The following is a 25,587-nucleotide window of genomic DNA, read 5'->3' on the forward strand; positions in this document are numbered from 1 at the left end:
CTATCCGCGGTGCGGTCCGGCGGCCGGACGGCGCGTGCCGCCCCCGCCGGCGCCCCGCGCGCGGGTGCTGCGCGAGGAGCCGGTGCGCTGGGCCGGGACGCGGCGTCCGGCGTCGAGTCCGGCCGGTCGGCCGGCGCGGGTGGAGCGTGCGGGGCGCGCCGCCGGACGGTGGGCGGTGCGTCGGGGGCCGTCGTCGCGCGTGCGCCGGGTCGTGGTCGTCGGGCGCGTCGGGCGGGCCGGGGCCGCCGCGCGGGCCGCGCGTCGCCGGCGCTCGTGCACCACGGCGACGAGCAGGCCGGCCATCCCGAGGCCCGCGACGCCGGTGAGCAGGATCGCCAGCCGGCCGGTCAGCGGGGAGGTCCCCGCCCCCTCGGTGACGAGGGCCGCCGACGAGCCCGTGCCGAGCACCCGCGCCGGGGCGTCGGCGGGCTCGCCGCCCACGAACGCCATCCGCACGGTCATGCGCGCGCCCAGCGGGCTCCCGCAACCGTCAAGGGGCATGAGCCGGCGTCCGGCCGGGCCGTCGACGGCGACGGTGTCGCGGGGGTCCGCGCCGACGCACGAGCTGGTGGCCACGACCGTGGCGGGACCGACGAGCTCGACGGGTGCCGGCGGCGCGGCCGCCGCCCCCGCGCCGGTCTCGCGGCCGCCCTCGGCGTGCGCCCCGAGGGAACCTGCGAGGATCAGCCAGAGCGCCACGGCGGCGCCGAGGGCCAGCGCGAGCAGCAGCGCGAGCACCGGCCGCCCGCGCCCTGTCCGCGCGACGGGCACCGGGGCGCGACGCCCGCCGCGCACCAGGTGGGAACGATCCAGAGCCGACCCCGCCGCTGCCCTCGTGGATGACACGGGCAGGATTCAAACACCCGCGACGCCCCCACGATCGAGGTATCCGCACTGCTCACGATCCGGCGTCTGCTAGGGCGATCCGGGGACGTCGCGACGCTCCGCGCCCCGCGGGCACCCCGCTCGGCGGTGCCGGTCGGTCACCCCCTCGGCGGTCGTTGCGACGGGCGGGTGACCGGCCGGCCACCACCCGACACGCCGGCCGGGGCGTCACACCTTTGGCTGACGCCTCGTGCGTGCTTGCCTGTGCTGGGGCACGGACAACCACGCACACGCCGTCAGGCAAATGCGTCCACCCCGGTCCGCTCCGCCGAGACCGCCCAGAGGCGGGCGGCGGCGTCGGGATCGACGGCGTAGGGCCGCACGCCCTGGGCGCCGGCCTCCTCGGCGGGCCCCGCGACCTCGCAGTCCTCGAGGTAGAGCCCGCCGCGGCCCGCGAGCTGCGGCGACGTCGCGGCCCACACCTCGGTCGCGGCGCCGGCTCCCGGTGTCTTGAAGCCCGCAGCGGCCTCCGGTGTCGGGTTGCCCTCGTCGTCGATCCAGCCGAGGGCGACCATCTCCTCGCGCGGCAGGTGGCGCTGCAGCGGCGTCAGGATCCCGCCGGGGTGCAGGGAGAACGCGCGGACGCCGTGCGGCGCGGCGAGCGTGTCCAGGTGCAGGGCGAAGAGGATGTTCGCGGTCTTCGACTGCCCGTAGGCCGCCCACTTGTCGTAGGGCTCCGCGCGCCAGTCGAGGTCGTCGAAACGCACCGGAGAGCGGTGGTGGCCGCGCGAGGACACCGAGACGACGCGGGCGTCGCGTCCCCGGGCGATCGCCGGCCACAGCCGGTTGACCAGCGCGAAGTGCCCGAGGTGGTTGGTGGCGAACTGCGCCTCCCAGCCCGGGCCCACGCGCGTCTCCGGCGTGGCCATGATGCCGGCGTTGTCGATCATCATGTCGATCGCGCGGTCGGAGGCGAGGAAACGGTCGGCGAAGGCGGCCACGCTGTCCAGGTCGCCGAGGTCGAGGGCGTCGACCTCCGTGCGCTCGAGGCCGTCGAGGGCGTCCTTCGCCTGGTCCGGGCGTCGGGCGGGGACGACGACGTGCGCGCCGGCCGAGGTCAGGGCGCGCGTCGCCTCCAGCCCGAGGCCCGAGTAGCCGCCCGTGACGACGGCGAGCCGGCCGGCGAGGTCGAGGCCGTCGAGGACCTCGGCGGCGGTGGTGGTGTCCTTGCCGAAGCCGGAACCGAGGGGGCGCTGCTGTTCGATCACGGTGTCGACGCTAGGTCTTCGAGCGCGCTCGAACGCAAACCCGCCGGGGCGCCGACGGGTCAGCGGCGTGCGAGCAGGGTGGGCACCTCGCGGATCTCCGCCCGGCGCAGCCAGGCCACGACAGCGAGCAGGAGGCCGAGGATCGCCGGCGTGTACCAGTAGCCCTCGGACAGGAAGAACAGCTGCGCCCCGGTGGCCCCCACCATGAGCGCGACGAGGCACGCCGCAGCGAGGCCCGCCAGGCGCGGCACCAGCAGGCCGATGCCTCCGGCGATCTCGAGCAGGCCGACGACGATCCGCAGCCACTGGCCGGTGCCCAGGTCCTCGAAGATCTGGACGGCGTAGGCCTCGCCGATCAGCTTCGGCGCCCCGGACGCGACGACGAACATCAGCGCCAGGAGCACCTGCAGCGTCCAGAGCGCGATCGTCGCGGGTCGTGAGCGCGTGGTGCGGACGGGCGCGGACGTCGTGGTCATCGTGTCTCCTCGGGACCGGGGTGCGGTGGGGAGAGCCTGGCGCACCCATGGTGCTGCGTCAATACTTTCTAGTATTGAAACAGGAGCAGAATCCGGCGTGCTGCGCTCCGGTGGAGGCCTCTGCCAGGGTGCCGACGTGATCCGCCTCCGCCGCCCCTCGTCCACCGCGCCCCCGGCCGCGCTCGCCGGGGCGCTGATGACGACGGGCGTCCTGCACGGTGTGGCCCCGCGGCCGTTCGACACGATCGTCCCGCCGTGGCTGCCGGGCTCGGCGCGGTTCTGGACGTACGCGAGCGGCGTCGCCGAGCTCGCCGTCGGCGCCGCCGTCGCCGCGCCGCGCACCCGGCGGGCGGGCGCGCTGGTCGCCGCGGCGCTTTTCGTCGCGGTGTTCCCGGCGAACGTGCAGATGGCGTGGGACTGGCGCCACCGGCCGTGGCCCTACCGGGCGATCGCCTACGGGCGCCTGCCACTGCAGTGGCCGATGATCGTCCACGCGCTGCGGGTGAGCCGCGAGGCCCGCTGACGCCGGCCCCGCGGCCCGCCCCCCAACCGTCCCCCCGCCCCTGGTCGGCGTCAGCCGGCCACGCCCATGCGTGCCGCCGCGAGCACGCCGCCGGGGTCGACACGGCGGCGCACGGCCCCGATGCGCTCGATCTCCGCCGGGCCCCACGCGAGCTCCGGTCGTGCGGCGACGGCGTACGGGTTCACCCAGTTCAGACCGGTGCGCGACGCGGCCCACGGCGCCAGGGAGTCGATGAGCCCGCGACCCAGGGCCGGGACGACCTCCTCCAGCCCGGGCATCATCGGTCCGACGACGCCGATCAGGAAGCGCACGTCCCGGGGCGCGAGGCCCTGGGTCTCGCGCTCGAGGGCACCCGCCAGGTGGCGCACCTCGACGAGGAAGAGCGGGATGTCGCGGTCCGGGCCGGCAGCGGTGAGCACGGCCTCGAGGCAGGCCTCGTCGACCTCGGCGAGGAAGCAGCCGTCGGCCCAGAACGGCATCGGGTCCGGCGGGTCGAGGTGCACGGTGTCGATCGCGGCGTAGGACATCTCGTCGATCATGTCCATCATCGGCGGCCCCACCGCGCGCATCGGGGCGAGCAGCTCGCAGCCCTCCTCGGCCGACCCGAGGTACGCCACCCTCAGGTGCGCCAGCGTCCGGCCGCGCAGGGGCGGCGGGACGGCCTCGATGTCGGGTGCGCGCAGGATCGCGACCGAGGTGGTCATTTCCTCCGGCAGCGTCGGCGCCCACTCGCGCCACGCGCGCAGCACCGCGGGGATGTCGGGCGCCTCCCAGAAGGCGCTGCCGCCGTACATGCGCGGCCCCTCGATGAGCTCGAACTCGAGCTCGGTGACGATGCCGACCGCGTCCTTGCTGCCCAGCACCACGTCGAACAGCTCGGGGTCCGCCTCGCGGGAGACGTCGCGGACCGCGCCGTCCCCGGTGACGACGGTGAGGCGCCGCACGCGGTCGCTCGCGAAGCCGTAGCGCCGGACGAACGGTCCGACACCGCCGCCAACGGTGTAGCCGGCGATGCCGACGTCGGACGAGGAGCCGTTGAGCCCGGCGAGCCCGAGCGGCGCGGCCGCCTCGACGAGCCGGGCCCACTTCACGCCCGCGCCGACGGTGGCGCTCCGGGACACGGGGTCGATCTCCAGCCGGTCCAGCCGACGCGTCGTGATCGCGAGGGTGCCCCGCTGGGAGAGGTCGCCGTGTCCCGTGGCCAGCACGCCGACCGGGATGTCGTGCGCGGCCGCCCACCGCACCGCGGCGGCCACGTCGTCGGCCGACGTCGCCCCGACGACGGCGACGGGGGCGTGCTCGAGCGCGAGGTTGTAGCCCGCCAGCTCGGCGACCAGCTCGACGTCGCCGGCTCCGAGCACCGGCCCGGCGACCGCCCGGCGCAGCTCCGCCAGGACGCTCACCTCCACCCGGCCGGTCGTCGTGGCGGCGCTCTCGCCCAGCTCGGTCATCGCACGCTCCGTGTCCTCGACGTCATCGCCCAGAAGTGGGGACAACAGTGGCGACCCACGGTAGGGAGTCACTGTACGTGCAACAAGCCCGAGTCCCGTGGTCCGTTCGGTACGGAGAGTGAGATCAGGAGGCGCAGCCTGGTCACCGCGGGTTGCCGCGCGGACGGATCGTGGCGTTCGGCAGGGCGGGCGCCGGCAGGCGCGCCGCGGCGCCGCGCCGCCCGTCGCGCGCGACGTAGCCCTCGACCTCGCCGAAGCGCTCGCTGCCGGCCTCCCACGCCTCCCGGAACGCGACGATCTCCTCGTGGCTGCGGCCGACGAAGTTCCAGAACATGACGATCTGCTCCCCGAACGGTGGGCCGCCGAGCAGGACGAGACGCGCGCGGCCGTCCGCCGCCGTGATCTCCAGCCTGCGGGGACCGGGGTCGACGACGCCCAGCTCGCCGGGCCCGAGCGGCTGCCCCTGCAGTGCCACGCGACCGCCGTCGACGAGCAGGCCGTGCTCGAAGGCCGGATCGACGTCCAGCGCGAGGCGGGCGCCGGCGTCGACGAGCAGCTCCGCCCCGAGCAGCGGGGTCGTGGTGACGACGGGCGAGGAGGCGCCGGCGAGGTCGCCGAGGAACACCCGCACCGTCGCCCCTTCCAGCGTCACCGGCGCCGGCACGTGGTGGGCGAAGTCGCGCGGGGCGTCGCGGGCGTGCTCGGGCAGCGCGACCCACAGCTGCACCCCGTGGAGCACGGTGGTGCCGGGCGTGCTGACCTCGGAGTGGGCGATGCCGTGCCCGGCGGTCATGAGGTTGAGCTCGCCCGGGCGCACGATCGCGTGCACGCCCAGGCTGTCGCGGTGCTCGACCTCGCCGGTGAACAGCCAGCTCACCGTGGCCAGACCCGTGTGCGGGTGGGGCGGGACGTCCATGCCGCCGGAGGCCGAGGTGTCGTCGGGGCCGTAGTGGTCGACGAAGCACCACGCGCCGACCAGCGAGCGCTGCCGCTGGGGCAGCGTGCGCCGCACGGACATCGCCCGCGGGCCGCCGAGCGGCACCGCGCGCGGGGTGAGGACCTCGACCTGCGGCGCCGCACCCCCGGGCGCGCAGTGGACCTCGGGCGGCGCGATCTCGGTGTTGCTCACGCCCCGATCCTCCTCCGGTTCACCGCGGCTCGGGGTCGACGTCGGGCGGCGGCCCGTGGTCGGCGTCGGGGTCGGGGCCGGCCCCGGGAGGCGCCGCCGGGTCGCCCTCGGGAACACGCTGCTCCTCGGGGACCGTGGCGACGAGTGCGCGCAGGCCCGCGGCGTCGAGCAGATCGGCCGGGGCCACGGTGTGGTCGTGGCGCACGTAGTGCAGCGCCGCGCGCACCCGCTCGACGGGGATCCCCGACAGCGACGACCACGCCAGCCGGTAGGCCGCGAGCTGCACGGCCAGCGCCGGCAGGGCCTCGTCGCGCGGCAACGCGCCCGTCTTCCAGTCGACGACCGTCGCGCCGCCGTCGGCGTCCGCGAACACCGCGTCGATGCGCCCGCGCACCAACGTGCCCGCGACCTCGGTCTCGAACGGCACCTCGACCGCCACGGGCGTGCGCGTGGCCCAGCGGCTGGCGGTGAACCGCTCGCGCAGTTCCGCGACGTCGGCGGCGCCCGCCGGGTCGGCGGCGTCGGCGGCGTCGGCGTCGGCGGCGCCGGGGAGCTCGTCGAACTCCAGCAGCTCGGTGGCCGAGAACCAGCGCTCCAGCCACGCGTGGAACTCCGTGCCCCGCCGCGCGCGCGGGTCCGGTGGCCGCGGTACGGGTCGGCGCAGCCGGCGGGCCAGCGCGTCGGGATCGGCGGCGAGGTCGACCAGCTGGCTGACCGAGAGCTGCGGCGGGAGCAGCACCCGTGCGTGGCGGTCCCGCGCCGCGGCCCGCTCGGCGAGCAGGACCTCGATGTCGGCGGCCCAGCCGTCGGGGTCCTCGGCCTGCCCGTCACCGGGTGCCTCCGCGCGGCGCCGGCGGGCGGCCCGGACCAGGGCGGCGCCCTCGTCGACGGCGGCACGGCGGTGGCCCAGCGGGTCGACGGGCCACCCGGCCTCGTGCACCGCGGCCGCCAGGGGGTTGGTGTCGCCCTCGGCCGGCGGCTCGGCCCAGGTGTCGACGACCCCGCATCGCCCATCGCCCGCCGCGGCGAGCTCCCCGACCTCGGCCAGCAGATCGGACGGCCCGCGCGGGGTGTCGCCGGTCTCGCCCCACCAGTGCCCGGAGACGAGCAGGGCACGCTCGGCGCGGGTCAGCGCGACGTAGAACAGGCGCCGCTCCTCGACGAGGCGGCGGTCGTCGAACGCCCGCTCGTGGACGTCCAGGCGCTCCTGGACCTCCTTGCGGTCGGCGGCGCCGTCGAGCTCGAGCTCGGGGAGGTCGGGGCGGTCGCCGCGCAGGTGCACGGGCAGCGACGCGACCGAGGTCAGCCAGGACCCGGAGCGCTTCGAGGCCGGGAACACCTTGTCGACGACGTGGGGCAGCGCGACGAGCTCCCACTCGAGGCCCTTCGCGGCGTGCACGGTGAGCACCTGCACCCGCGTGCCGCCGGTGGCCGGATCGGCCACATCCACCTCGCCGGGCGTCAGGCCGTCCTCGGCCTCCTCGGCGGCGTCGAGATACGCCAGCAGCGCGGTGACCGTCGCCGCGCCGCCCGACGACGCGGCCCCGGCAGCGAAGTCGGCCACGACCTCGGCGAACGCGTCGAGGTGCGCCCGCCCGACCGGTCCGGGACGCGCGGCGGTCTCGACGTCGAGCAGCAGCACCCGCTCGACGTCGGCGACCAGGTCGACGAGCGGCGCAGTGACGCGACGGCGCAGCATCGCGAGCTCGCGGGCGAGGTGCGTGAGGCGCTCGAAGCCCGCAGACGAGTAGCGCGCCGCCGGGCCCGGGTCGTCGAGCGCGTCGACCAGCCCGGCCCGCTCGGCGTGCTCGCCGGGCAGCGCGGCGGCGACCGGGTCGGGGACGGCGTCGCTGACGGTCGCGGGGTGGTCGGCCGGTGCCGCCAGCTCGCGCGCCCGCCGCCAGAGCGCGGCGAGGTCGGCGCCGCCGATGCGCCAGCGCGCGCCGGTGAGCAGCCGGACCGCGGCCCCGCCCGCCAGTGGGTCGACCACGAGGCGCAGCGCCGAGACGACGTCGCGGACCTCGGGCTCGTCGAGCAGCCCGCCCAGGCCCACGACCTCCACGGGCAGGTCGCGGGCGCGCAGGGCGGCGGCGAGCGCGCTCATGTCCGCGCGCCGGCGCACCAGCACCGCCGTGGTCGGGGGTTCCTCGCCCGCGTCGGCGGCGGCGCGCCAGCGGTCGGCGATCGCGTCGGCGGTCCACGCCCGCTCGGCCTCGACGTCGGCGTGCAGCGCGACCCGCACGTCGCCCGCCGGCGCCCCGGGGCGGGGCCGGAGCTCGTCGACGGGCACCCCGGAGGCGCGCAGCGGCTGGGCGATCCCGTTGGCCAGCGCGAGCACCTCGGGCGGGTTGCGGAAACTCGTGAGCAGGCCGTACCGCGCGGCGGCGACGGGCTCGCCGTCGGCGTCGGTCCGCGGGAAGTCGGTGACGAAGCGCGGCAGGTTGGCCGCGCTGGCCCCCCGCCAGCCGTAGATCGACTGGAAGGGGTCTCCGACCGCGGTCACCGACGTCGCCTCGTCGCCGGCGAACAGCGACCGCAGCAGGATGCGCTGCGCGTGGCCGGTGTCCTGGTACTCGTCGAGCAGCACGGCCCGGTAGCCCTCGCGCTCGGCGGCTCCGACCTCCTCGTGCTGCTCGGCCAGGCGGGCCGCCGCGGCCATCTGATCGGCGAAGTCGAGGCAGCGCTCGGCCCGCTTGCGCGCGGCCAGCTCCTCGACCAGCGGCAGCAGCGCCGCCCGGAACCGCTGGGCGGCCACCTGGTTGGCCAGCGCCTGCGGCAGCGCCGCCCGCTGGCCCTTCGCCCGGGGAGCGTCCTCGACGGCGCGGGCGAAGCGTTCGGCGTGGACGCGCAGCGCCTCGGGGTCGGCGAGGTGCTCGCCGAGCTCGCCGGCGAGCGCCTGGACGAGCGCGGTGACGGTGGCGGGCACGCGGTCGGTGTCGAGGTCGGCCGCCCAGGTGGACACGATGCGGTGCGCGAGCTGCCAGGACGCGGTGGGCGAGAGCAACCGGGCGCCGGGATCGACCGGCAGGCGCAGGCCGTGCTCGGTGAGCAGGCGCCCCGCGTAGGCGTGGTAGGTCGAGATGGCGGGCTCGCCCGCGCGGGCTGCGAGCCGGCGGTCGCCGCTGGGGTCGAGCTCGTCGAGCAGCGGCGAGGCCGCGAGCACCCGCAGCCGGCGCCGCACCCGGTCGGCGAGCTGGCCCGCGGCCTTGCGCGTGAACGTCAGGCCGAGGACCTGCTCCGGGCGCACGAGGCCGTTGGCGACGAGCCACACCACCCGCGCCGCCATCGTCTCGGTCTTGCCCGAGCCCGCCCCGGCGGTGACCAGCGCCGGTTCGAACGGCGCGCCGATGACCTCGGCCTGCTCCTCGGTGGGGCGGCGCAGGCCGAGGCGCTCGGCGAGCTCGACGGGGTCGACCAGCTCGGCCCCCGGGGGTGCCACGAGCGTCACGGGACCTGCCTCCCCGACACGTGCACCGGGCAGGCGGTGCGCACCGGGCAGCGCGGGCACGCGTCGTTCTCGCGCCCGACGAAGGCCGGGCCCTCGGTGGCGCGGGCCGCGGCGGCGACGGCGTCGCGCCACTGGGCCAGGCCCTCGTCGTCGAGCGGGGCCTGGGCGCGCTCCTTGGCCGCGCCCCCCGCCCGCGAGAGGTAGACGAGGCGGGCGCCGCCCGGCGCGGTGCGCGCCGCCGTGCGGTCGGGCCCGGCGAGGGTCTCGGCGAAGGCCCCGAGGGCCGTGGCGAGCTGGTAGACCGCGAGCTGCGGGTGGGCCTCGGCGTCGGCCTTGGAGATCGGCGTCTTGCCGGTCTTCACGTCGATGATCACCGGGCGGCCGTGCGGGTCGATCTCGAGGCGGTCGACCCGGCCGCGCACCCGCACGCCCTCGGCCACCGCGACCTCCAGCTCGCGCTCCACCGCGGCCTCGGTGAGATGGGCGCGGGTCTGCTCACGCCACGCGAGGAACGACGCCAGCATCCGCCGGGTGTTGGCGAGCTCGCGCCGCGAGAACCACGGCGCGCCCGCGTCCACCGACGCCCACGCGACGTCGAGGGCCTCGGTGAGCTCGCGCTCGTCGGCTCCCTCGGCGGCACGCTGCACCAGGGCGTGCACGAGCGAACCGGTGACCGAGGCGAGCGAGTCGGAGTCGTCCCCGCCGTGGGTCTGCAGCGCCCAGCGCAGCGGGCAGGTCAGGATCGTCTCCACCGCGCTGGGGCTGACCGAGACCGGCGTCCCGGGCGGGCGCAGCGGCTCGCCGGTGGAGGGCGCGAGCAGGCCGTACCAGTCGGCGGGGTCGGCGCCCGGCACGCCGGCGTCGGCGAGGCGTGCGAGGCCGTCGGCGGCACGTCCGCGGCGCTCCGTGTCGGCGTCCGGGTCGGTGACGACGCGGCGCAGCTCGCCGACGAGCTCGGCCATCACGAGCGCGCGTCCGGGGCGGCTGCGGGGACGCTGCGCCGCGGCCGGGTCGTCCGGAGCGGCGGCCGGGCCGCCGTCGACGTCGTCGAGGAACCGCGAGGGCGTGACGTCCTCGGCCTCGACGGCGCTGACGTGCACCGCGTGTCGGGCCCGGGACAGGGCGACGGCGAACAGGCGCCGCTCCTCGGCGAGCAGGGGCGCCTGGCCGGACACCGCCGGGTCGTCGGGGACGCCGGCGAGGACGTCGACCAGCCGTTCGACACCGAGCAGCGTGCCCCGTCGCCGCAGGTCGGGCCAGCTGCCCTCCTGGACGTCGGGGATGACGACGACGTCCCACTCGCGGCCGCGGGAGGCGTGGGCGGTGAGGACGGCGACGGCCTCGCCGTCCGGGGCGCGCGGGGCGAGGGTGTCGGCGCGGATGCGCTGGTCGTCGGCCTGGGCCACGAACCCGGCGACGGTGCCGCCGGGCAGGTCCTCGACGAAGCGGGCGGCACGCTCGACCAGGGCCACGACGGCGTCGAGGTCGCGGTCGGCCTGCGCCCCGGCGACCCCGCCGCGCTCGCTGGCCGCGACCCACCGACGCTGCAGGCCGCTGCGCTCCCACACCGCCCACAGCACGTCGGGCACCGAGGCACCCGCGCGGATGGCGTGCGCCGCGGCGGCGAGCAGCTCGCCGACGCGAGCCAGCGGGTCGGCCTCGGAGGGGCTGAGCAGGGCCAGGGGGTTCTTCTCCTCGTGGACGTGGGCGAGCAGCGCCTCGACGATCAGCGCGTCGCTCGGGGTGTCGGCGGCGCCCCCGCCGGCCTCGTGGAGCCGCAGCAGCCCGCGGCGCAGGCGGCGCACGGCCAGCGGGTCGGCGCCGCCGAGCGGGGACGCGAGCAGCGTGAGCGCGGTGTCGGCGTCGAGACGCGCGGGGTCGGCGGCGCAGCGCAGCACGGTGAGCAGTGGGGCCACGGCGGGCAGCGCGGCGAGCGGGGTGTCGTCGGCGGGGACGGCCAGCGGCACGCCCGCCGCGAGCAGGGCCCGGCGCAGCGGCGGCAGCGAGCCCGCCACCGAGCGCACGAGCACGGCCATCCGCGACCAGGGCACGCCGTCCTGGAGGTGGGCACGGCGCAGGCGGTCGGCGACGGCCGCGGCCTGGCGGCCCGGGGTGGCGAAGACGTCGACGGTCACGGCGCCCTCGGGCCCGTCGTCGTGCCCCGGCGGGGCGGTGCGGGTGCGCCCCGGGCCGGCGCCGGGCAGGGCGGCGACGACGCGGGCGACGGCGTCGCGGAGAGCCGGGCGGCTGCGGTGGTCGGCGCGCAGCACCACGGTCGCGAGGCCACCGGGGTCGGCGTCGCGCAGCAGGGCCGGGTCGGCGCCACGGAACCCGAGCACCGAGGAGTCGGGGTCGCCGGCGAGCACCCAGTCGTCGGCGGCCTCGCCGAGCGCGCGGGCGAGCTCGACCTGCTGGGGATCCATGTCGTGGGCGTCGTCGACGACCAGGTGGCGCACGGCGGCGCGCTCGGCCTCGAGCAGCTCGGGGTCGGCGACGAAGGCGTCGAGGACGGCGGCGACGAGCTCGGCGGCGTCCAGCGGCGGGGCCGAGGCCAGCGGGTTGGCCGACCCGGCCGCGGCGCGCAGGAGCGTGACCTCCTCGTACGTGCGGTAGAACCGCCCCGCCGCGACCCAGGCCGGCGTGTGGTGGCGCTTGCCGAGGTCGGCGAGCTCGCGGGGCCCGAGCCCGCGTTCGGCGGCGCGGAGCAGGAGATCGCGCACCTCGCCGGCGAAGGCGGGCGCCTCGAGCGCCGGGCGCATCCGCACCGGCCAGCCCGACGGCACGCCCGCGCCCGCGACCTCGCCGGCGAGGAGCTCGCGCACCATGGCGTCCTGCTGGGCGCCGGGCAGCAGGCGCGGCGGCGCCTCGCCCCGGCGGGCGGCGTGCCGGCGCAGCACGGCGAAGGCGTAGGAGTGGACACTGCGCACGAAGGGCTCGCCCACCGCGGAGGCCCCCGGCTCCCGGCCCGCGTCCTGGCCCGCGAGCGCACGGCGGCGCGCGGCGATCCGCTCGCGCAGCGCGGCGGCGGCCCGCCGGTCGCCGACCAGGACGAGGGGGCGGGCATCGGGCTCGGCGTGGAGCAGGCGCGCCACCCGCTCGGCGAGCAGCGTCGTGCGGCCCGTGCCCGGCCCGCCGAGGACGCGCAGGAACCCGGCGTCGTGCTCGAGCACCCGGCGCGCGGCGTCGTCGAGCACCAGCTCGCCCGGCACCCACGGCGCGGCGCGGCGCAGCTCGGGCGCACGGCCGGCGCTCGTCGGGTGGCTCACGTCCACCACTCCACCACGACCCCCCGACAACACCGTGCCGGGTCGGCGTGTGTGTCGGCGCGAGCGTGCGGCGTGCCCGGTGGGGGCGCACACGGGGGTGTGCGAGCAATGCGGCTTTCCTGGCGTTGAACGCCAGGATCGCCACATCCTCGCCGTCGCGACACGCCGGGCACGTCGTGGCCGGTCTGACGGCCACCGGACGTCGGGAAGCCCGCACGGGTCGCCGAGGTCCGGTGCGCACACTCCGGGCGTCGTGCTGGACTGCGCGTGTGGACGAGGCGCGCCACGAGCGCATCCGTGCGGCGGTGACAGCGATCCCCGAGGGTTGGGTGGCGACGTACGGCGACGTGGCCGCGGCGGCCGGCGAGCGCTCCGCCCGGGTGGTCGGGCACGTGCTGCGCGAGGACGGCGCCGACCTGCCCTGGCATCGCGTGCTGCGCTCCGACGGCACCTGCGCCCCGCACCTCGTCGAGGAGCAGCACGCGCGCCTCCGTGCAGAAGGCGTCGAGATCCGCGACGGCCGCGTCGTCCTCGCGAACCACCGCCTCGCCGGCGGGAGCCGCGCTCCTGATGTCTGACGTTCGCGGGGACGACACGCCTCGCGTCGGCGTGTCGCGCGAATGAGGATGTGGCGATCCTGGCGTTGAACGCCAGCAAAGCCGCATTGCTCGCACACCCCGTGTGCGAAACGCTCTGTCGCTCCGCTCGCGCCCGCGGCTCGGACGCGTGTCCTCACGCGCCCGGAGCCCCGCGGCGGTAGAGCGCCAGGTGAGCGCGGGCCGCGGCGTCCCAGGTGTGGGCGGCGGCGAGGGCCCGGCCGACGGTGGCGTGGGCCGGGTCGCGCTCGGGGTCGCCACCGACACCACCGCCGTCGAGCACGCGCGCGATCTGCTCGGCGAACCCCGCCGGCCCCTCCGCGAACCGCGCCGCGCCGCCGAAGACCTCGCGCAGCACCGGCAGGTCCCGCGTCACGAGTGGCACGCCCGCGGCCAGCGCCTCCATCGCCGCCAGCCCGAAGCCCTCCTTGGTCGACGGGAACGCGAACACCGCCGCGCCCGCCACGAGCCCCGGCAGCTCCACGTCGTCCACGGGCCCGAGCACCACCGGCTCGACGCGCAGCGCCGCGGCGCGCGCGAACACCTCGTCGCGATAGCCCCGGTAGTCGAACAGCGTGTCCCCGCCCGCCAGGAGCAGCGGCACCTCGGGACGCCCCAGCACCGCCATCGCCTCGACCAGCTCGAGCGTCCCCTTGCGCGGCTCGATCCCGCCGACGGCGAGCACGTAGCGCCCGTACCGCGCCCGCCACGGCTCCCCCGCCCCCGACGCGGCCGCGTCCGCGAACCGCGCGGCGTCCACCCCGTTCGCGATCACCGTCGCCGCGCGTCCCCAGCCCGACCGCACCTCGCCCGCCACCGCCGCCGACACGCACACCAGCCCGCCGGGCAGGGCGATCGCGCGCTCGTGGCACGCCGCGAGCTCGGGGGTGGTGAACGCGTCGACGTGGTGCACGGTCCGCCACAGCCCGGCGTAGCCCCGCGCCCGCCCCACCGCGTTCGCCGTCAGGCAGTCCTGCGCGTGCACCACGTCGTAGGGGAGGGCGGGGGAAGCACCGAACGCCGCGGCCAGCAACGAGATCGACCGCAGGATCCGCTCCCCCACCGCCTCGCCGTCGACCTCCGGCACCGCGACCAGCCGCACGTCCACGTCGGCGGAGACCGGCCGGAAGAACCCCGTGTCGCCGCCGCGGGCCAGCGCCCACACGGTCACGTCGTGGCCCGCCCGTGCGAACGCCTCGGCCAGCGCGAGGGTGTGCACGACCCCGCCGCGCGGCTTCGTCGAGTACGTCAGCAGCGCGATCCGCATGTCAGGACCCGTAGGCCTCGGGGCGGCGCTCGGCGAGGTGGTGCAGCACCCCGCGGGCGGCGCCCACGACGCCGGGCAGGTCGACCTCGGCCACGGCGAGCCCGCCCTTCGACCACGTCCGCGCCAGGATCTCCCCGCCGGGGCCGACGACCTTCGCCCGGCCGAGGAAGTGCAGCGCGCCGTGGCGCCCGCTCTGGTTCGCCGACAGCCACACGACCTGGTTCTCGGCGGCCCGCGCCTGGTCGTAGAGGTCGAACAACCGCGCCTGGCGGTCCTGCGCCATGCGCGGCGCCCGGTTGGTCAGCGACGTCGGCCACGCCGACAGGCAGGCGATGAGCTCCGCGCCGTCGAGCGCGAGCGTCCGCGGCGCCTCCGGGAACGTCTTGTCGTGGTCGATGAGCAGGCCCATCCGCCCCGCGGGGGTGTCGAACGCGCGGAACGCGTCGCCGGGCGCGAAGAGGGGCGCGATGCCGGCCGGGAGGTGGACCTTGCGGTGCCGGCCCAGGATGCCGTCGCCGGACAGGCACACCGCGGCGTCGTAGCGCACCGGCGCCCCGTCGGCGGGCCCGGCGTCCCGCCCGCGCTCGCTGTAGCCGAGACAGACGACCATCTCGCCGGCGATGTCGATCACCGAACGGACCTCGTCGCCGTTGGGGTCGAGCAGCGGCGGCAGGCACGTCTCGTCGGGGTGGCGCAGGTCGGTGAGGTAGCCCCCCAGCGCCCCGTCGGGCAGCGCGAGCACCGCCACCCCGGCGTCCCGCGCGTGCGAGACGATCATCTTGATGCGGTCGAGGTCGAACCCGATGTCGCGGGTGAAGTGGGCCGCGGCGGCGGCGAGGCGGACCACCCGCGAGCCCCTAGCCGGCCCGCGCCGGGAGGGGCAGCGCGGCGTACGACGCGGGGCGCCGGTCGCGCAGGTGGCCCATGACCCGCCGCGCCCGGTCCACCGCGTCGTCGACGTCCACCGACGCGACGGCCAGGCCCGCCTCGGTGCCGGTGGTGGCGAGCACCTCCCCGCCCGGGTCGACGACCTTGGCGCTGGCCACCAGCCGCATGTCGCCGAACGTCCCGGCCTGGTTCGCCGACACCCAGACGATCTGGTTCTCCAGCGCGCGGGCGCGGTCGAACAGGTCGAAGCGGCGGGTCCAGCGGTCGTCGGCGAGCACCGGCGCGGGGTCGGTGCGCGACGCGGGCCAGGCCGACAGGCAGACCACGACGCGGGCCCCGTCGACGGCCAGCGCGCGGGCGGCCTCGGGGAAGGCCTTGTCGTAGCAGATCACCATGCCCAGCCGGCCGATCGGCGTGTCGAACGCGGTGAACCGGTCGCCCGCGGCGTACGAGGTGTTCTCGTTGAGCGGCTGGTGGACCTTGCGGTGGTGCCCGAGCACGCCGTCGCCGGTCACGGCCACGGCGCTGTTGTAGGGCCGGTACCCCGACGCCGCGTCCCCGCGCTCGCAGAACCCCGCGGTGACGACCAGGTCCCCGGCCAGGGCGACCAGACGGGCCACCTCCGGCCCGTCGACCTCGAGCTGTGGTGGCACGTCCGCCGGATCGTTCATGGCCGGGTCGTCGTGCAGCGACGACAGGTACCCGCCGAGCGCGGCCTCGGGCAGGGCCAGCAGGTCGGCGCCCGCCGCCCGGGCCCGGCTGATCAGCGACGCGATCGTCGCGAAGTCCTCGTCGAGGTCGCGGCCGAAGCCCGCGGCCGCGGCGGCGAACGTCCTGAGGGTCATGGGTTCCCTTCCGTCCGAGGTGCCCTGCCGAGCCCGGTCACGCCACCGGAGATCGCCTCGGTGACCTCGCCGTCGGGCCAGCGCAGGGCCACCCCGGCGGTCCCGGTGAGCTCCCCGCACACCGCGCTCGTCGCCGGGCCCGCCGACGGCGCGGGCGCGCCGGGCTCGTCGGCGGTGAGCAGCCCGAAGCCGGGGAAGCAGGTCAGCCAATCGGCGACGCTCGCCCCGACCGGTCGCGGGACGGCGGCGACGTCGAGCACCGCGCCGGTGCCCGAGGCCTCGGCGAGCATCCCGAGCGTCCCGACGACACCGGCCATCGACACGTCCTTGGCCGCGGCCGGGCGGTGGGCCGCGTCGGGCCCGATCGCGGCGACCATCGCGCGCAGGTCGGCGGGCGCGCGCGTCGAGGTCGAGTCCCACTGGCGGCCGGTGTAGCCCGGGCGCCAGGTGCCACCGAGGTCGGCGGTGAGGCGCACGGCCATCCCGGGCCGCCCGCCCGCGGCGGGGACGGGCCGCCGGGACGCGGGGCCCGCCGCAGCCGGACCCGTCGGCGTGGTCCGCCCGAGCGCGGTGATCGCGAGCGACGCCGGCACCTCGAGCTGGGTGTGCCCCCCGATCACCGGCACCCCGTAGGCGTCGGCGGCGGCACGCACGCCGGTGAGCACGCGGTGGGCGAAGGAGGCGTCGCGCGCGCCGACGGCGTCGAGCAGCGCGACCGGCGCGGCGCCCATCGCCGCGAGGTCGTTGACGTTGACGAGCACGCCGCACCACCCGGCCCACTCGGGGTCGCGCTCGACCATCGCGGGCAGGACCGCGTCGCACGCGGCGACCACGTCGCTGCCGGGCACCGGCGCGCCGTCGTCGCCGAGGTGCACGCCGGAGCCGGCCAGGCCCACGACGAGCTCGCCGAGCGGGGCCTTGGTTGCCGCCACGAGGTCGGCGACGCGGCCCACCGGCCAGCGCATCCGGACGTGCGGCCGGCCGGCGACCGTCGTCGCGCGGACCCGCTGCCAGCCCAGACGGCGGAAGAGGCTCTCGTTGGCGGCCTGGACGTCGGCCTCGAAGCGCAGGACGCCGGCGGCCTCGGCGCGGGCGCAGGCGGCGCGCACGAGGGCCGCGCCGACACGCGTCCCGGCGCGTCGCCGGGCCGTCGGGGCGACGACGAGGCGGCTGCCGGCCCACCAGCCGAGGTCGTTCCGGGAGGCGTCGGGGTCGGCGGGCGCGAGGCGCACCCCGCCGAGCACCGCGCCGGCGGCGTCCCGGGCGACGAGCACGACGGCCCGCGGGTCGTGGTCGTGCTCGTCGAGGTCGCCGACCGGGTCGTCGCGGAACAGGGCCTGCTCGTCGACGAACACCGCGCGGCGCAGGGCCCGGTGCGCGCGCACGTCGGGGTGACGCGCGTCGACGGCCGGCGCCTCGGCGATCGTCACGTCGCGGGTGGGGCGGCGCGCCCGCCCACCGAGGATCTCGTCGGCGGCACCCAACGCGACGGTGTGATCGTCGAGGAGCGGCACCGCGGTCAGCCCCCCGCCGCGGACAGCGCCGAGCACGCGCCGCACGCCGCGCAGCCGGCGGCCTGGTCGGCGCCGCGCATGCCGGCGGCCTGCAGGACCTTCGCGACGCGGGCGGTGACCTCGGCGAGCAGCTCGGGGTCGGGCGCGGGGTCGCCGTCGGCGAACGCGAGCGTGCCGGGGATCGGGCGGTAGGGCACGACGAAGGGGTAGACGCCGCGGTCGACGAGGTCGGCGGCGCCCGCGACCAGCTCGTCGGGGTCCTCGCCGAGACCGACGATGAGGTAGGTGGAGACGGCGTTCGGGCCGAAGAGGCGCACGCTCTCGTCCCACGCGAGCCGGTACTGGCTCAGGGGCACGGTGGCCTTGCCCGGCATCCACCGGGCGCGCACGGCGTCGTCGAGCGACTCGACGTGGATGCCGATGGCGTCGGCGCCGGCCTCCCGCAGCTCGTGCAGGACGGCGAGGTCGGACGGGGCGGGCGGCTCGCACTGCACCTGGACGGGCAGTCCGGGCACCGCGACCTTGATCGCGCGCACGCACCGGGCGAGGTGGCGGGCGCCGCGGTCCCGACCGTGCGAGGTGCCGGTGGTCAGCACCATCTGCCGCACGCCGTCGAGGCGCACCGCGGCCTCGGCGACCTCGGCGAGCTGCTCGGGGGTCTTCACCGCGGTGGTGGCGCCGCTGCGCAGCGACTGCTCGATGGCGCAGAAGCGGCAACGGTCCTGTTCGCCGTAGCGCACGCAGGTCTGCACGACCGTCGTCGCGAGCACGTCGTCCCCGTGCAGGCGCGCGATCTTCGCGTAGGGGACGCCGTCGGCGGTGGTGAGGTCGTAGAACGCAGGGCGCCCGATGGTGGCGACCTCGACGCCGAGGTCGGTGACGCCGCCGTCGGGGCCGGTGCGCACCAGGCGGCCGTCGCGCAGGCGGTAGGGGCTCGCCGGGTCGATCGGGATCGTGGTCCTGAGGCCGTCGACGAGGACGTGGCCGTCGGCGGACGGTCCGGCCCCGCCGGGGCGGCGCAGGGGGATGGTGGCGCCGAGGTCGACGGGGCCGGTGCCCGCCGTGTCGGGGAGGTCGAGCGCGACGCCGCGGACGGCCACTGCGGAGCGGGCGGACAACCCGAGGTCGGGTTGGGGGGACGACATCAGCGGACCTCCTGGGCGCTCGACTCGGGCGTCGCGGGCGGGGTGCGGTGTCGGTGCGGCCCGCACCCCCGCCGGGCGCGTCAGAGCTGGTAGGTCGAGTTGATGATCGCGCCCTTGCGGGCGTAGTGGATGAGCGCGTCCTGGACGTCGAGCGGGTGGGTCGGGATGACACCGGAGATGAGGTCCTCCTCCCGGGCGCCGTGCAACGACAGCCCGAAGCGGCAGCAGTAGACCTTGCCGCCCTCGCCCATGAACGTCTTGAGCTGGTCGTTGATGTTGTGCTCGCCGGGGAACGCGGAGGTGCCCGTGGTGGGGAAGCCGCGCGTGGCCAGGCAGTTCAGCGAGCCCGGGCCGTAGAAGTACATCGCCGACTCGAAGCCCTTGCGCAGCGCGCGCGTGGCCTGGAGGACGGCGACGAAGCTGACCGACGACTCGTGGGCGATGCCGTGGACGAGGGTGAAGTAGGCCTCGCCGTTCTCCGCCTGCAGGTCGGGGAAGACCTTCGTGCCGCCGTAGATGCTCGACCCCTCGGGCAGCGAGGGGTGCGGGATCTCCTCGAGGCTCTTCTTCTCGACGTCGGAGAGCTCGGTGCTGGTCATGCTGGTGTTCTCCCTCGGGGACGCGGGGTGGAGCGGCCTCGGCACCCGACGCCGGCCGGGTACGAGGTGAACTCGGGGATGCGCTGCCGGCCGCGTGATCGGCCGGTTCCTCGCTGCGCTCAGCTCACCAACCGGCCGTTGCCGAAGTGTTTCCTCGTGACTACGAGGGCGGGTCGTCCTCCGCCCCGTGTTTCACGGCGGTGACCCTCGTCCCGACGTGTCCGGGGGACGGGTGGACGGCTCGAACACGGGGTGTTCGAGCAATGCGGCTTTGCTGGCGTCCAACACCAGGATCACCACATCCTCGTCGCGACGACACGCCGTGAGCGGCGACGCGACGCGCGGGCGCAGCAGGCGGAGCGCACTACACCCCACGGGCGCACGCGGCGGCCATCGCGAGCCGCGTCCGTCCCCACCCCGCTCCGCGGTCCACAGGGACGCCGGCGGCGCTCGGCTCCGAGCACGCGCCGGGCCGACCGTGGGCGGCATGCGACGAGGAGAGTGGGCGGTCAGCCCCGACCTGCTGATGGCGGCGAGCACCGAGGGCGTCATCTCGGTCCGGGCGCTGGTGGCCCTGGGCGTCGACGAGACCACCGCCTACCGTCGCTGCCGCCAGGGTGGGCCGTGGCAGCGTCTCCTGCCGGGGATCGTCCTGCTCCACAACGGCACCCCGACGCGGCGCGAGCGGGAGATCGCAGCGCTCCTGTACGCCGGCGACTTCGCCGTCCTGACGGGCCTCGCGGCTCTGCGACACCACGGCCTGCGCCGTGTCGACGAGAAGGGCGAGACCGTGCACGTCCTCGTGCGGGCGGACCGGCAGGTGCGCAGCGCGGGGTTCGTCGTCATCGAGCGCACGACCCGCCTCCCGCGGCCGCTCGAGCGCGACGGGCTGGCGGTCGCGCCGTTGGTGCGGGCGGCGCTGGACGAGGCGCGCCGGCGCCGCGACCCCGCCCTGATCGCCGCGCTGCTCGCCGAACCCGTCCAGCGCCGCATGCTCGTGCCCGAGCAGCTGGCCGAGGAGCTCGAGGCCGGGTGCCGTCGCGGGACGGCGGCGCCGCGGGTCGTGGTCCGATCCCTGCTCGCCGGTGTGTGGTCGGCGGCGGAGTTCGAGGCACGGGACTGGTGGATCGCGCGGGGACTGCCCGACGCCCGGTTCAACGTCGGCGTGCTCGACCCGCGGGGCCGCCTCCTCGGCATCGTCGACGTGATCGTCGAGGACGTGGGGTTCGGCTGGGAGATCGATTCGGTCGAGGCCCACTTCGCGACGCCCGACCAGGTCGAGGCGACGGCCCGGCGTCGGCGACTGCTGCGCGGCGCCGGGCTGGTCGTCGTCGGCTCGCGGCCGACACAGGTGCGCGACGACGGGGACGGCGTCGAGCAGGACATCCTCGACGGCCTGGCCGTGGCCGCCCTCCTCCCGGCGCCCGATGTCCGCTACGTCGACGACATGCCGCGGGAAGCCTGACGCGCTCGAGGATGTGGCGTTCCTGGCGTTGGACGCCAGCAAAGCCGCATTGCTCGCACACCCCGTGTGCGGCCGCCCCACTCGGCGGGCGAGCGCGGGATCGGCGAGGTCAGGGGGTGGGCGGGGCGGAGCCGTCGCCTGTCTCCACACCGCCGGCGGGGTAGCTCGACGAGCTCGAGCCGGACGACGAGCCGGACGACGAGCCGGACGACGAGCCGGACGACGACCCCGAGACACTGATCGACTCGAGGTCGCTGACGAGGCTGCTGAAGAAGACCGTGAGCGACGAGCCCGCGTCGCCGGCGGTGGACAGCCCGCTCTGCACGCTCTCCGCCGAGTCCTGGGGTTCGGTGATGATCGCGAACAGCACGAGGATGATCACGATGGTTCCGATGACGCGGGCGAGCACGACCACAGCATCACCCCAACGTGACCATCGGTAAACACCGGGGTGGCGCTCAGTCGCCGACCAATCGGTGAGCTGCGACGTCGACGTACCCGATCGGGGGCGGCACGGCGATCGTCCGGTCGACATCGGGTGGGCCGACCGGACGCTGGGGCTCCGGGACGCGCGCCGGCACCGGGCGGGGCAGGCGGGCCGTGCGCGCGAGCAGGCGGTCGCCCACAACCGTGCCGAGGTACGCGTCGTGCGGGTCGAGGACGTCGTCACGGACTCCCGGCGTCGGCTCGTCGCACCACGGGAACCAGCCGATCCAACGGTCGACGGTGTTCCACAGGTACGGCAGCCCCGGCCGGTACCACGCGATCCAGCGACCGTCCGACGCGTAGAGGTGCACGGCGAGCCCGACGGGGCTGCTCACGGCACGACCTCCGCGGGCACCGCCGCCCGGTACCGCGCGACGGCGACGCCGACGACGTCCGGGTGGTCGCCGAGCGGCTCGGCCACGACCGCCGCCCCGGCGTCGGCCAGCCACCGGTGGAAGGCGCCCGGCGCGAGCAGCCAGCTCGCGAGCACCACCCGCTGTCCCCGCGGCGCCGCCGACGCCACGACCGACGCGACCCGTGGCTCGCCGCCCGCGACGTAGCCGACCGGAACCTCGTGTCCCACCCGCGCGGTGAGCAGCGCCGCCGCGGTCCGCAGGTCCTCCTGTGCGCCCGGGTCCCGCGACCCGGCCGCGGCGAGCACCACCGTGTCCCCCGGCCCCGCGCCGGCCTCCTCGAGACGGTCGAGCAGCACGCCGACCAGCGCCGGATCCGGTCCGAAGGGCTCGGCGACCACGACGTCGGTGCGCCCCGTCGCGGCCAGCTGCTCGGGCACGTCGACGCGCACGTGGTACCCCGCGGCCAGGAACGCGGGCACGATCACGACCGCCGGTCCGGCCCCGCCGCGCGGCGCGTCCGGGGGCCCCGGAAGCTCCGCCAGCGCCTCGGCCATCGTCGGGCTCACCACGTCGGCGTACGCGAGGCGGACCTCGACCCCCGGCAGCGCGCGGCGCACGGCGAGCAGCAGGCGCTCCCACGTCGCGCGGCCGGCGGCGTCGGAGGTGCCGTGGGCCAGGAGCAGCAGCGCGGGCGCCGTCACGACGAGACCGGCACGGAGGCTGGTCCGGCTCCGCGGCGCCGCGCGTCCGCGTGTTCCTCCAGGCGCTTCACCATCGCCCCCAGCCGGAAGCGGTCCGGCGCGATGCCCTCCACGCCCAGGCGCGCCAGCGGCGCCGCGGTCACCGGCCCCACGCAGCAGGCCAGCACCGCGTGCGACCGCAACGCCTCGAGCACCGCGTTGCGCACCCCCCGCTCGGCGGCCCGGTGCACGAGCCCCTCCACCGCGGGCGCGCTGGTGAACGTCACGGTGTCGACCTCGCGCGCGACGATCGCGTCGAGCAGCGTGTCGACCGCGGGCAGGTCCGGCGGTGGCTCCCAGCGGTACACGCCCACGGTCACCACGTCGGCGCCCGCGGCGCGCAGGGCGGCGAGGAAGTCGGTCATCGGGTCGCCGTGCAGCTGCACCGCGACGCGCGCACCGTCGACCCCCGACGCGAGCAGGTGCTCGAGCACCTCGGGCGACGACTCCGTCGCGTCGGCCGACCACGCCTCGCGCAGCCCCGCCCCGCGGATCGCCCCGCGCGCCTTGGGTCCGCGCGCGAGCAGCGTCGCCGAGTCCAGCACCGCGTGCAGCGCCTCGCCCAGCCCCCAGTGCTCGGCGACCGACAGCCACCCCCGGAACCCCTGCCCGGTGGTGGCGACGACGATCGCCGGCGGGTCGGCGAGCAGCGCCCGCGTGGTCGCCGCGAGGTCCGCGTCGTCCTCCAGCGGCACGATCCGCATCGTGGGCCCGTGCAGCACCTCGGCGCCCTTGCGCCGCAGCAGCGCGAGCTGGTCGTCGGCGCGGCGGTCGGCCGTCACCCCGACCCGCCACCCGGCCAGGGGAGCACTCACGGGTGACCCACCTCGACGACGCCCACCCGACCAGGATAGGTCGCCACGCTCAGACCTCGGCGTACGACAGCCGGGCGCCGGTGGTGGGCTCGGTCGCGGTGCGGGCGTGGCGCATGTAGACGAGGAAGGTCACGGCCATGCAGGCGGCGTAGAACCCGAGGAACGCCCAGAACGCCGGCGCCCCCGACTGCGCGGACTGGAAGGACGACCGGAACGCCAGGTTGATGAGCAGGCCACCGAACGCGCCGATCGCCGCGGTGATGCCGATCGCCGCCCCGGAGACGCGGCGGGCCCACAGCAGCGCCTCCTGCCGGTCCTGGCCCCGGTCCTCGGCCGAGGCGAGCGCCTTGGTGCGGAAGATCGACGGGATCATCTTGTAGGTCGACCCGTTGCCGATGCCCGAGGTGATGAACAGCAGCACGAAGCCGACGGTGAACAGCGCCAGCGAGTCGATCCCGGACGCGCCGATGCAGATCGCCGTCGCGGCCGCCATCGCCGCGAAGTTCCAGAAGGTGACCTTCACCCCGCCGATGCGGTCGGAGAGCCACCCGCCGACGGGCCGGATCAGGGAACCGAGCAGCGGTCCGATGAAGGTCACCGAGGCGGCCTGCAGCGGCGTGCGACCGAACTGGTTCTGCAGGACGAGGCCGAAGGCGAAGCTGTAGCCGATGAACGACCCGAACGTCCCGATGTAGAGGAAGGACATCACCCACGTCTGGGCGTCCCGCGAGGCCTCCTTCAGCGCGCCCGTGTCGTTGCGCACCGAGGAGATGTTGTCCATGAACAGCGCGGCACCCACCAGCGACAGCACGATCAGCGGGATGTAGACCGCCAGCACCAGGCGCGGGGCGCCCGTGCCGGCCGTCCCGATGATCAACAGTGCGACGAGCTGGATCACCGCCACGCCGAGGTTGCCCCCGCCGGCGTTGATCCCCAGCGCGGCGCCCTTGCGGTGCTCGGGGAAGAAGGCGTTGATGTTGGTCATCGAGGAGGCGAAGTTGCCGCCGCCGACCCCGACGAGCGCGGAGAGCACCACGAACGTCGTGTAGGACGTGCCCGGCTCCATGTACACGGCGAGGAGGACGGTCGGGACCAGCAGCAGGCCCGCGCTCACGAGCGTCCAGTTCCGCCCCCCGACCACGGCGACGGCGAGGCTGTAGGGCAGGCGCAGGGCGGCCCCGACGAACGTGGCCACGGACACCAGGACGAACTTGCCGGCCGCGTCGATGCCGTAGGCGGGCCCCATGAACAGCACCAGGACCGAGAACAACGTCCAGATCGAGAACCCGATGTGCTCGGAGAAGACGGAGAACCACAGGTTGCGGTTCGCGACCCGCCTGCCGGTGGAGCGCCAGAACGCCTCGTCCTCGGGACGCCAGTCGTCGATCCAGCGTCCGCGCAGCAGGCTGCCGCGGGTCCGCGCCGGCGCTGCGGTCATGCGCTCGCCTCCCCGATCTCGCGGGGACCGTGGCGGTCCCTCGACCGGAGTGACGCTAGGTAGCCGGTGTTGCCGTCACGTGACCGCGTGTTGCGACGGGACGACGGCGGGTGCGGCGCCCGTCACGCCGGGAGCAGGCTGCCGACGAGGCGCGCGGCGTGCTCGAGCCCGTACAGCGACTCGCGCGTGCACGAGGGGTGCTGGGCGTGCACGGCGAGACGGAAGAGCAGGGCGTGCAGCAGCACCTGCGGCCACTCGGCGAGGTGGGACCAGCGCGTGAGGATGCCGGGGTCGGCCCCGCCCCACGCCAGCGCGTCGACCACCACCACCGCGGCCGCCCACTCGACCGGCCGCCAGAACGGCACGAGGTCGAGCACCGCGGGCGGGGCACCGGGGTCGGAGGGGTCGAACAGCACGGTGCCGAACAGGTCACCGTGCACCAGCTGCGACGGGCGCGTCAGCGGGCGACGCCGGCGGGCGAGCTCCGCGAACAGCGTCCCGCCGGTCTCCGCGTCGAGCGGGACCTCCTTCTCGCCGAAGGCGGCGCGGTCCGCCCGGGCGAGCAGGTCGTCGCGGTCGTCGACGAGACGCGGGCGACCCAGCCGGGCCGTGGCGCGGTGCAGGCGCAGGGACGCCGCGACGACGTCGTCGTGGCGCGGCTCGACGCGCCCGGCGACATCGTGGCTGGCGGCCCAGCCGGCCACCACACGACGCCCGTCGCTCGCACGCACCGGCCGCGCCAGGCGCAGGCCGTCGACCCCGCCGCCCGAGAGCAGCTCCTCGATCGCGCCCGCGGACCACGCCGCGAGCACCGTGTCGGCCACGGGGCGCAGCACGAGCCCGTCGCAGCGCCAGGCGGGACCGGGGAGGTCGGGCCGCGGGTGCGGCACCGCCTCCCGCACGCCGAACGCGGTCCGGACGTGCTCGGGCGGCCCGTGCTCGAGACGCGGATCGGACCCGGCCGCCTCCGCCGCGGCGCCCTCGGCCGACGAGTCGGGCGAGGTCGCCGTGTTGTGCGGGGGCGCGGCGGTCACGCTCCGCACGCTA

Annotated in this window: 22 protein-coding genes; 3 read left to right on the forward strand and 19 right to left on the reverse strand. The window is 76.6% G+C overall.

The window, feature by feature from the left end; translation table 11 throughout:
• From C8D89_RS16470 to C8D89_RS16480, 3 genes are all read right to left on the reverse strand, one after another.
• Entirely contained in the window at window positions 1-795 is a 795-nt protein-coding gene (locus tag C8D89_RS16470; protein ID WP_116709212.1) for a hypothetical protein, read from the reverse strand.
• Window positions 796-1,121: 326 nt separating this feature from the next.
• Window positions 1,122-2,093, reverse strand: a complete 972-nt coding sequence (locus tag C8D89_RS16475; RefSeq protein ID WP_116709213.1) for an SDR family NAD(P)-dependent oxidoreductase — start codon at window positions 2,091-2,093, stop codon at window positions 1,122-1,124.
• A gap of 59 nt (window positions 2,094-2,152) precedes the next feature.
• Complete coding sequence (locus C8D89_RS16480) at window positions 2,153-2,569, reverse strand: DoxX family protein (protein WP_116709214.1); 417 nt, start codon at window positions 2,567-2,569, stop codon at window positions 2,153-2,155.
• A 196-nt stretch (window positions 2,570-2,765) separates the two neighbouring features.
• Here C8D89_RS16480 and C8D89_RS16485 point away from each other — a divergent pair, with 196 nt between their 5' ends.
• A complete protein-coding gene (locus C8D89_RS16485) occupies window positions 2,766-3,092 on the forward strand; it encodes a DoxX family protein (RefSeq protein WP_116709340.1) in 327 nt (108 codons plus the stop codon).
• A 50-nt stretch (window positions 3,093-3,142) separates the two neighbouring features.
• Here C8D89_RS16485 and C8D89_RS16490 read toward each other — a convergent pair whose 3' ends face one another.
• The 4 genes from C8D89_RS16490 to C8D89_RS16505 form a co-directional block, all read right to left on the reverse strand.
• Window positions 3,143-4,543, reverse strand: coding sequence for an FAD-binding oxidoreductase (locus tag C8D89_RS16490; RefSeq protein WP_116709215.1), 1,401 nt, complete (start codon window positions 4,541-4,543; stop codon window positions 3,143-3,145).
• A 142-nt stretch (window positions 4,544-4,685) separates the two neighbouring features.
• Entirely contained in the window at window positions 4,686-5,672 is a 987-nt protein-coding gene (locus C8D89_RS16495; protein WP_423717085.1) for a pirin family protein, read from the reverse strand.
• Between the two features lie 19 nt (window positions 5,673-5,691).
• Window positions 5,692-9,120, reverse strand: coding sequence for an ATP-dependent helicase (locus tag C8D89_RS16500; protein ID WP_279323389.1), 3,429 nt, complete (start codon window positions 9,118-9,120; stop codon window positions 5,692-5,694).
• Window positions 9,117-12,386: an ATP-dependent helicase gene (locus tag C8D89_RS16505; RefSeq protein ID WP_243418163.1), complete on the reverse strand. Its 3,270-nt coding sequence runs from the start codon at window positions 12,384-12,386 to the stop codon at window positions 9,117-9,119. Before C8D89_RS16505 ends, C8D89_RS16500 begins: the two co-directional genes overlap by 4 nt.
• A gap of 269 nt (window positions 12,387-12,655) precedes the next feature.
• Between C8D89_RS16505 and C8D89_RS16510 the strand changes: the two genes are divergently transcribed.
• Window positions 12,656-12,964 (forward strand): MGMT family protein, encoded by a 309-nt coding sequence (locus C8D89_RS16510; protein WP_116709217.1) that lies wholly within the window; start codon window positions 12,656-12,658, stop codon window positions 12,962-12,964.
• A 154-nt stretch (window positions 12,965-13,118) separates the two neighbouring features.
• On the opposite strand, the gene C8D89_RS16515 is transcribed toward C8D89_RS16510, so the two are convergent.
• The 6 genes from C8D89_RS16515 to C8D89_RS16540 all read right to left on the reverse strand — a co-directional run bounded on the left by C8D89_RS16515 (window position 13,119) and on the right by C8D89_RS16540 (window position 19,240).
• Entirely contained in the window at window positions 13,119-14,249 is a 1,131-nt protein-coding gene (locus C8D89_RS16515) for an MSMEG_0565 family glycosyltransferase (protein ID WP_116709218.1), read from the reverse strand.
• 1 nt (window position 14,250) lies between these two features.
• Window positions 14,251-15,096 carry a carbon-nitrogen hydrolase family protein gene (locus C8D89_RS16520; RefSeq protein WP_116709219.1) on the reverse strand — a complete coding sequence of 282 codons (846 nt, stop codon included), beginning with the start codon at window positions 15,094-15,096 and terminating at the stop codon, window positions 14,251-14,253.
• Between the two features lie 10 nt (window positions 15,097-15,106).
• Window positions 15,107-15,982 (reverse strand): carbon-nitrogen hydrolase family protein, encoded by an 876-nt coding sequence (locus C8D89_RS16525; protein ID WP_116709220.1) that lies wholly within the window; start codon window positions 15,980-15,982, stop codon window positions 15,107-15,109.
• Entirely contained in the window at window positions 15,979-17,532 is a 1,554-nt protein-coding gene (locus tag C8D89_RS16530; protein WP_243418164.1) for an MSMEG_0567/sll0787 family protein, read from the reverse strand. The genes C8D89_RS16525 and C8D89_RS16530 overlap by 4 nt, the downstream gene beginning before the upstream one ends.
• On the reverse strand, window positions 17,502-18,641 hold the full coding sequence (locus C8D89_RS16535; protein WP_116709221.1) for an MSMEG_0568 family radical SAM protein: 1,140 nt from the start codon (window positions 18,639-18,641) through the stop codon (window positions 17,502-17,504). The genes C8D89_RS16530 and C8D89_RS16535 overlap by 31 nt, the downstream gene beginning before the upstream one ends.
• Window positions 18,642-18,721: 80 nt before the next feature.
• Window positions 18,722-19,240 (reverse strand): MSMEG_0572/Sll0783 family nitrogen starvation response protein, encoded by a 519-nt coding sequence (locus tag C8D89_RS16540; protein WP_116709222.1) that lies wholly within the window; start codon window positions 19,238-19,240, stop codon window positions 18,722-18,724.
• 487 nt (window positions 19,241-19,727) lie between these two features.
• Between C8D89_RS16540 and C8D89_RS16545 the strand changes: the two genes are divergently transcribed.
• Window positions 19,728-20,705 carry a hypothetical protein gene (locus tag C8D89_RS16545; RefSeq protein WP_243418165.1) on the forward strand — a complete coding sequence of 326 codons (978 nt, stop codon included), beginning with the start codon at window positions 19,728-19,730 and terminating at the stop codon, window positions 20,703-20,705.
• 109 nt (window positions 20,706-20,814) lie between these two features.
• On the opposite strand, the gene C8D89_RS16550 is transcribed toward C8D89_RS16545, so the two are convergent.
• The 6 genes from C8D89_RS16550 to C8D89_RS16575 form a co-directional block, all read right to left on the reverse strand.
• Window positions 20,815-21,114 carry a hypothetical protein gene (locus C8D89_RS16550; RefSeq protein ID WP_133251931.1) on the reverse strand — a complete coding sequence of 100 codons (300 nt, stop codon included), beginning with the start codon at window positions 21,112-21,114 and terminating at the stop codon, window positions 20,815-20,817.
• Between the two features lie 49 nt (window positions 21,115-21,163).
• Window positions 21,164-21,526 (reverse strand): hypothetical protein, encoded by a 363-nt coding sequence (locus C8D89_RS16555; protein ID WP_116709224.1) that lies wholly within the window; start codon window positions 21,524-21,526, stop codon window positions 21,164-21,166.
• Window positions 21,523-22,248: a sirohydrochlorin chelatase gene (locus tag C8D89_RS16560; protein WP_116709225.1), complete on the reverse strand. Its 726-nt coding sequence runs from the start codon at window positions 22,246-22,248 to the stop codon at window positions 21,523-21,525. The genes C8D89_RS16555 and C8D89_RS16560 overlap by 4 nt, the downstream gene beginning before the upstream one ends.
• Window positions 22,245-23,102 (reverse strand): uroporphyrinogen-III synthase, encoded by an 858-nt coding sequence (locus C8D89_RS16565; protein WP_116709226.1) that lies wholly within the window; start codon window positions 23,100-23,102, stop codon window positions 22,245-22,247. The genes C8D89_RS16560 and C8D89_RS16565 overlap by 4 nt, the downstream gene beginning before the upstream one ends.
• 49 nt (window positions 23,103-23,151) lie before the next feature.
• Window positions 23,152-24,540, reverse strand: a complete 1,389-nt coding sequence (locus C8D89_RS16570; RefSeq protein ID WP_116709227.1) for a nitrate/nitrite transporter — start codon at window positions 24,538-24,540, stop codon at window positions 23,152-23,154.
• A 122-nt stretch (window positions 24,541-24,662) separates the two neighbouring features.
• The gene (locus C8D89_RS16575; RefSeq protein WP_116709228.1) at window positions 24,663-25,574 is read right to left on the reverse strand and encodes a TIGR02569 family protein; all 912 of its coding nucleotides are present in this window, start codon (window positions 25,572-25,574) and stop codon (window positions 24,663-24,665) included.
• Window positions 25,575-25,587 lie beyond the last annotated feature (13 nt).

Source organism: Actinomycetospora cinnamomea (assembly GCF_003096675.1).
Classification (GTDB): domain Bacteria; phylum Actinomycetota; class Actinomycetes; order Mycobacteriales; family Pseudonocardiaceae; genus Actinomycetospora; species Actinomycetospora cinnamomea.

What these genes read in the sequence shown, in the direction of transcription:
- C8D89_RS16480 (WP_116709214.1), bottom strand. Translation starts at nt 2,569, where the DNA reads ATGACCACGACGTCCGCGCCCGTCCGCACCACGCGCTCACGACCCGCG.
- C8D89_RS16485 (WP_116709340.1), top strand. Translation starts at nt 2,766, where the DNA reads ATGACGACGGGCGTCCTGCACGGTGTGGCCCCGCGGCCGTTCGACACG.
- C8D89_RS16490 (WP_116709215.1), bottom strand. Translation starts at nt 4,543, where the DNA reads ATGACCGAGCTGGGCGAGAGCGCCGCCACGACGACCGGCCGGGTGGAG.
- C8D89_RS16515 (WP_116709218.1), bottom strand. Translation starts at nt 14,249, where the DNA reads ATGCGGATCGCGCTGCTGACGTACTCGACGAAGCCGCGCGGCGGGGTC.
- C8D89_RS16525 (WP_116709220.1), bottom strand. Translation starts at nt 15,982, where the DNA reads ATGACCCTCAGGACGTTCGCCGCCGCGGCCGCGGGCTTCGGCCGCGAC.
- C8D89_RS16535 (WP_116709221.1), bottom strand. Translation starts at nt 18,641, where the DNA reads ATGTCGTCCCCCCAACCCGACCTCGGGTTGTCCGCCCGCTCCGCAGTG.
- C8D89_RS16540 (WP_116709222.1), bottom strand. Translation starts at nt 19,240, where the DNA reads ATGACCAGCACCGAGCTCTCCGACGTCGAGAAGAAGAGCCTCGAGGAG.
- C8D89_RS16545 (WP_243418165.1), top strand. Translation starts at nt 19,728, where the DNA reads ATGCGACGAGGAGAGTGGGCGGTCAGCCCCGACCTGCTGATGGCGGCG.
- C8D89_RS16570 (WP_116709227.1), bottom strand. Translation starts at nt 24,540, where the DNA reads ATGACCGCAGCGCCGGCGCGGACCCGCGGCAGCCTGCTGCGCGGACGC.